This is a genomic window from Streptomyces sp. SID14478 (genome assembly GCF_010548525.1).
Lineage (GTDB): Bacteria > Actinomycetota > Actinomycetes > Streptomycetales > Streptomycetaceae > Streptomyces.
This window is the reverse complement of record NZ_JAAGMG010000608.1, coordinates 1-3,571: the sequence shown is the minus strand read 5'-3', so window position 1 is coordinate 3,571 and position 3,571 is coordinate 1. Positions and strand designations below refer to the sequence as shown.

The window sequence follows — 3,571 nt, the reverse complement described above, 5'->3', positions numbered from 1 at the left end:
GTGGGCCGGCTGCGGCGCCTGTTCGACCTGGACTCCGACCCGTTCGCGATCGACGAGCGGCTCGGCGCCGACCCGCGGCTCGCCCCCCTGGTCGCCGCCCGGCCGGGCCTGCGCTCACCCGGCGCCGCCGACCCCGACGAACTGGCCGTACGTCTGCTCGTCGGACCCGCCGAGTCCGCGCGGCTCGTCGAACGGTACGGCAAGCGGCTGGACGCCCCCTGCGGCGCTCTCGACCGGGTCTTTCCCGCGCCGGACGCCCTCGTCGACGAGCCGGGCACGCTCGGCGCACTGGCCCGGGCACTGGCCGACGGCGACCTGCGCCTCGACCCGGGCGCCGACCGGGACGACGCCGAGGAGGCGCTGCGGGCGCTGCCCGGCATGGACGCGCGCACCGCGGCACTGATCAGGCTGCGCGCCCTGGGCGACCCGGACGTGGCCGTGCCCGGCGAGACGAGCACCGACGACGCGTGGCGGCCCTGGCGGTCCTACGCACGCCAACACCTCATCGTAGAAGGACAGTTGTGAGCACCATTCCTCAGGAGCAGGACGTGTACTACACCCTCCACGACAGCCCCCTCGGTGAGCTGCTGCTGACCGCTGACGCCTCCGGCGCCCTCACCTCCTTGTCCGTCCCGGGGCAGAAGGGCGGCCGCACGGTCCGGGACGGCTGGGTGCGGGACCCGGCCCGGTTCGCCGAGGCCCGACGTCAGCTCGACGCCTACTTCGACGGTGAACTCAAGGAGTTCCAGCTGGTGTTGAAGCCGGAAGGCACCGAGTTCCGGCGCCGCGTGTGGGACGCGCTCGACGAGGTGCCGTACGGCGCGACCACCACCTACGGGGCCGTCGCCGCCCGCATCGACGCCTCCCGCGCCGCGGTACGCGCCGTCGGCGGGGCGATCGGCGCCAACCCGCTGCTCGTCGTGCGCCCCTGTCACCGGGTGATCGGCGCCGACGGTTCCCTCGCCGGGTACGCGGGCGGCCTGGAACGCAAGGTGGAGCTGCTGACCCTGGAGGGCTCGCTGCAGGACCCGGGGTGATTGCCCAGGGCTCCCTGTGCGGGGTCCGGTGCGCCGGACGGGTCCTACGCCCGAAGGCCCACGGAAAGGTCGTCGAGCAAGTCGCCGAGCGGGGCGGGCACGCGGTCGAGGGGGAGGGCCTCCACCAGGACGCGGCCGTAGTGGATCTTGCGGCCCTTCTTCGTGCCGAGGAAGCGCCGCACCTGCTGCCCGGGGTCACGGCCCTGCTGGGCCGGCTGGCGCAGGAAGGTCTGCAGGGCGCGCTGGTCGCCCTCCGCCTCGACAAGCTCCGTCACCCGGGCGACGCCCAGCGCGCGGATGAGCTCGTCCTCCAGGTCGGCCGCGCAGACGAAGAACGGCTGCCGCGGTGCCCCGGCGTGCTCCAGGGCGCGGGCGTAGAACGGGCGCTCCCGCTCGTCGCACAGGCCCGTCAGGCGCAGGCCCAGACCGGATGGTCCGAGGAGACGGGCGAAGTGGCCGACGCTCATCGCGCCGCCCATCGCCAGGACGCAGACGCCCTCGGCCTCCAGGTCCCGGCCGCGGCGCCCGGCCAGCGCGTCGACCGCCGCGACGTCGCTCGGCCCTTCGAGCAGGACGACGGTGCGCACCCCCAGTCGTTCGGCCGACTCCCGTGCGGGGTCGCCGGGCGCGCCGGCCGCCCACCCGGTGACCGCCTCACGGAACGCGCTCATGTCCGCCATGGGGCGAGTCTGATCCCTCGGCGCCGATCACGCCAAGGATTATTCGCCCGCTCCGGCCGGGCCCACGGCGACCGCCGCCGCGTACCCGATGGGCACCGGCACATCGCGCAGCGACCAGCCGTCGGGCGAGCCGGGGCAGGCCACGGAGGTCCCGACGTAGTCGAGATCGGTGCCGCGGGCCAGGCCCGTACCGAGGCCCTTGAGGTAGGCCTCCTTGCGGACCCAGACGCGGGCCAGGGCGAGTCGGCGCTCCAACGGGTCCGCCACGGCGGCCAGTTCGGCCCGCTCGCGGGGATGCAGTACTCCGGTGAGGTCCTCGACGGCGGTTGCCTCCGGGTGTTCCTCCACGTCCGCGCCGACCACCGTCGGGGCCACCGCCACCAGGGCCAGATCGCCGCTGTGCGACAGGGAGAAGTGCACGTCCGGCGCGTCCGCGAGGGCGGGACGGCCGTGCGATGCGCCGCAGCCGGGGCAGGGCCGGCGTACGAAACGCAGCGCTCCGGGGGCGCGGCCGAGCCGGTCGGCCAGGATGCCGCGCAGCGCCAGGTGCGAGGCGAGGTACCGCCTGCGGTGCCCGTCGAAGCGGAAGGCGGCGGCGCGCCGCCGCTCCTCCGCGTCGAGCACGCCCGCCGTGTCGTCCGCGGGGGCGGCGTCGGTCTCCACCAGCCACAGCCCGACCGGCCCGGACCCGGGCAATTCCCTTACGTGGTCCACGGGTTACGCCTCCAGGTAGCGCAGCACCGCGAGGATGCGCCGGTTGTGCGCGGCGTCGGCCGCGGCGGGCAACGTCTCGTGGTGCAGGGGGTAACCGTCGCCGAAGAACACGACGCGGCGCGCCCCGGCGGTCGGCGCGGAGCGGGTGCGGGGCCAGGCGAGCACCGGCCCGGCGACGGCGAACCAGAGCAGTCCGACCAGAGCAGTCCGAGGCATGCGGTGGCGCCAGCCGAGGAGCACTCCGTCCCCCTGCCGCCCCACCCTCGTCACCTGCACGGGAGCCGAGCCTACCGGTCCTGTTCCACCCGGTGTCGGCTCCGCTCACGCCCCCGCAGGCGCACGACGACCCAGCCGGCGACCGCGATCACCGCCGCCCCGAGCACCACCTTCGACAGGACGCCCACGTACTGCTCCACCAGGTCCCACTGGTCGCCGAGCCAGTAACCGGCAAGCACCAGCACGGAGTTCCAGATCAGGGAGCCGATCGCGGTCAGGGCGAGGAAGCGCGGCAGCGGCATCCGCTCGACGCCGGCCGGGATCGAGATGAGGCTGCGGAAGACGGGGACCATCCGGCCGAAGAGCACCGCCTTCGTGCCGTGCCGCTGGAACCAGGCCTCCGTGCGCTCCAGGTCGGAGGTCTTCACCAGCGGGAGACGGCCCCACAGCGCGTACATGCGGTCGCGGCCGACGACCCGGCCGATCCAGTAGAGGACGGCGGCGCCGACGACCGAGCCGAGCGTCGTCCAGAACAGCGCCGAGGCCAGCGAGATCGCACCCTGTCCGGCCGCGAATCCGGTCAGCGGCAGGATGACCTCACTGGGCAGGGGCGGGAAGAGGTTCTCCAGCGCGATCGCGAGGCCGGCGCCCGGGCCGCCGAGGGTGTCGACGAGGTCGGCGGCCCAGCCCGCTATGCCGCCGGTCGGCTCGGCCGCGGCGGCGGCCGGGGTCACGAGGTGCATACGGGTCTCCCGGAGTGGCAGGTCAGCGGTCCGAGGCGACTGCCCGGACTCCCACCCAGGCCAGGAACCGCAGATCAACGCCACCACGAGGGTAACCGTTTGGCAAAGTGCGGCGTTCCGCGCCGAGGACCCCGCGGTTTTCCACGGGGTCCTCGGCGCGCGCGGCCGGTCCGTCAAGCGG

At 74.7% G+C, this 3,571-nt stretch carries 6 protein-coding genes; 2 read left to right on the top strand and 4 right to left on the bottom strand.

What is annotated here, in order from left to right:
- The coding region (locus G3I40_RS20110) for an AlkA N-terminal domain-containing protein (RefSeq protein WP_275410203.1) at positions 1-525 on the top strand (525 nt) is incomplete at its 5' end.
- A 5-nt stretch (positions 526-530) separates the two neighbouring features.
- Entirely contained in the window at positions 531-1,037 is a 507-nt protein-coding gene (locus G3I40_RS20105; protein ID WP_164303529.1) for a methylated-DNA--[protein]-cysteine S-methyltransferase, read from the top strand.
- Positions 1,038-1,081: 44 nt separating this feature from the next.
- Here the strand turns inward: G3I40_RS20105 and G3I40_RS20100 are convergent, their stop codons facing one another.
- The 4 genes from G3I40_RS20100 to G3I40_RS20085 are packed head-to-tail and all read right to left on the bottom strand — an operon-like array spanning position 1,082 to position 3,390.
- The gene (locus G3I40_RS20100) at positions 1,082-1,717 is read right to left on the bottom strand and encodes a TOPRIM nucleotidyl transferase/hydrolase domain-containing protein (protein WP_164303527.1); all 636 of its coding nucleotides are present in this window, start codon (positions 1,715-1,717) and stop codon (positions 1,082-1,084) included.
- A gap of 39 nt (positions 1,718-1,756) precedes the next feature.
- On the bottom strand, positions 1,757-2,431 hold the full coding sequence (locus G3I40_RS20095) for a 4'-phosphopantetheinyl transferase superfamily protein (protein ID WP_343244968.1): 675 nt from the start codon (positions 2,429-2,431) through the stop codon (positions 1,757-1,759).
- A gap of 3 nt (positions 2,432-2,434) precedes the next feature.
- A complete protein-coding gene (locus G3I40_RS20090; RefSeq protein ID WP_164303526.1) occupies positions 2,435-2,707 on the bottom strand; it encodes a hypothetical protein in 273 nt (90 codons plus the stop codon).
- Between the two features lie 11 nt (positions 2,708-2,718).
- Positions 2,719-3,390 carry a DedA family protein gene (locus G3I40_RS20085; protein WP_164303525.1) on the bottom strand — a complete coding sequence of 224 codons (672 nt, stop codon included), beginning with the start codon at positions 3,388-3,390 and terminating at the stop codon, positions 2,719-2,721.
- Positions 3,391-3,571: the final 181 nt, after the last annotated feature.

What these genes read in the sequence shown, in the direction of transcription:
- G3I40_RS20100 (WP_164303527.1), bottom strand. Translation starts at nt 1,717, where the DNA reads ATGGCGGACATGAGCGCGTTCCGTGAGGCGGTCACCGGGTGGGCGGCC.
- G3I40_RS20085 (WP_164303525.1), bottom strand. Translation starts at nt 3,390, where the DNA reads ATGCACCTCGTGACCCCGGCCGCCGCCGCGGCCGAGCCGACCGGCGGC.